This is a genomic window from Aestuarium zhoushanense (assembly GCF_056431045.1).
Map to the genome: position 1 here is coordinate 1 of NZ_JBWKMA010000013.1, position 1,810 is coordinate 1,810.

General features: G+C 61.7%; 2 protein-coding genes. Both read right to left on the minus strand.

The window, feature by feature from the left end:
• Positions 1–138: 138 nt before the first annotated feature.
• Positions 139–903, minus strand: coding sequence for an IS21-like element helper ATPase IstB (gene istB / locus AC07ED_RS05720; RefSeq protein ID WP_105234603.1), 765 nt, complete (start codon positions 901–903; stop codon positions 139–141).
• Positions 900–1,810, minus strand: a 911-nt coding sequence (locus AC07ED_RS05725; RefSeq protein ID WP_478241950.1) for a Mu transposase domain-containing protein, incomplete at its 5' end; no start/stop codon positions are given. The genes istB and AC07ED_RS05725, both read right to left, overlap by 4 nt.

A 1,810-nucleotide genomic window follows, 5' to 3' on the forward strand; every position in this document is an offset into this window, starting at 1 on the left:
TGTCAACGGCGGAGTAAAATTCGGCCATTGGGGCGGAGCAAAAGTCGGCCAGTTTGGCGCGAGCGCCTTGGAGCGTGCGGCCCTCATATAGCAAGCCCGGTCCAAGGCGCATTGGTCGTCAGGCCAATTCTGTGAGGTTCATTTGTTAGCGGCGGCGAGGCGGGCGCGGCTTTGATTGAGGCGGTAGCTTTCGCCGTTCATCTCGAGGATGTTGACGTGGTGTGTAAGCCGGTCCAGCAGCGCGCCGGTCAGGCGTTCGGTGCCGAAGGTTTCGGTCCACTCGTCGAAGGGCAGGTTCGACGTGATCAGGGTCGATCCTCGCTCGTAGCGCTGTGAGATCAGCTCGAACAGAAGCTCGGCGCCGGTTTTGCTCAAGGGGACGAATCCCAGCTCGTCGATGATCAGCAGTTTGACCTTGGCGAGTTTGCGCTGGAGCTGCAGGAGGCGTTTTTCGTCGCGGGCCTCCATCATCTCGTGCACGAGGGCGGCGGCGGTCACGAAGGCGACAGGCAATCCTTTCTGGCAGGCAGCCAGTCCGAGCCCGAGGGCGACATGGGTCTTGCCGGTGCCGGAGGGACCGAGCGCGATCACATTCTCCTTGCGTTCGATCCATTCGCAGCGCGCCAGCTCCAGCACCATCATCTTGTTGAGCGACGGGATCGCCTTGAAGTCGAAGCTGTCCAGGCTTTTGATCGCCGGGAACTTTGCGGCCTTGATCCGGCGTTCCACCATGCGCCGTTCCCGGTCGATCAGTTCCAGCTCGGTCAGCCGAGCCAGGTAACGCACGTGATCTACGCCTTCAGCGGCGCAGATACGGGCCTGCTTGTCATGTTCACGCAGGAACGTGGGCAGCCGAAGCGTTTTGAGATGGTGGGCCAGCAGCAGTTCGGGTGCATCCGTCATGCCCCACCTCCTGCCAGCAGGCTCATGTAGGATGCGGCGGAGGTGGTGGTGATGTTGGTTCTGGGCAGGAAGGGATAAACATCCAAATCCAGCCTCGGGGGCCTTCGCTCGACCCTGCACAAGATCAGGTGCTTGATTGCATCGAAGCTGACCGCTCCCATTCGCAGGGCATCTTTGACGGCAAGATGCAGCACTTCAATCTCGAAGCGCTCCAGAAGGCGCAGGACCTGCACATACTCGCGCTTGCCGGCCTTTCCCTGCCGGGCTTCCAGCAGTCGGCGCAGGGCTTTGAACGCTTCGGGCAACTCCCAGCCCTGCAGAGGCGCGGCCTGATCGAAGGACATGATCTTGCGTTCGATCAGCGGCAGGTAATGCAGCGGATCGAACACCATGTCACCGGTGTCGTAGGATCGGGCATGATCGGCGATCACCTCGGCACTGCTACCAATGACGACGCGGGTCACGAAGCCCTTGATCCAGACTGCGCGGTGACCATAGGCAACCGGCACCGAGTAATCATTGCCGCGATAGCGCACCACCGATGTCGATGTGACCTGGCCACTTTGCAACTCACAGGCCTCAAAGGGGGTGCCGGGCAAATCCCGCATCGCCGCGAGATCGGCCTTCAGCCGTTCCCCGATGCTGACCTTGTGGCCACGCAGAACATCACCCTGGCGCTTGCGGCACTGCTCTTCCAGGTGAGCGTTGAACGCGTGCCAGTCCGGAAAGGACGGGATCGGCACCATGAAGTTGCGACGTCCGTAGCCGACCAGCCCCTCCACGGCCCCTTTGTCATTGCCCTTGCCGGGACGGCCATAGCGGTCCCGGATCACGTAATGCGACAACATCGCGCTGAACCGCTGGGTTCTTTGCCGGGAGCCATCCGGCAGAATCCGGGCAACCAGGC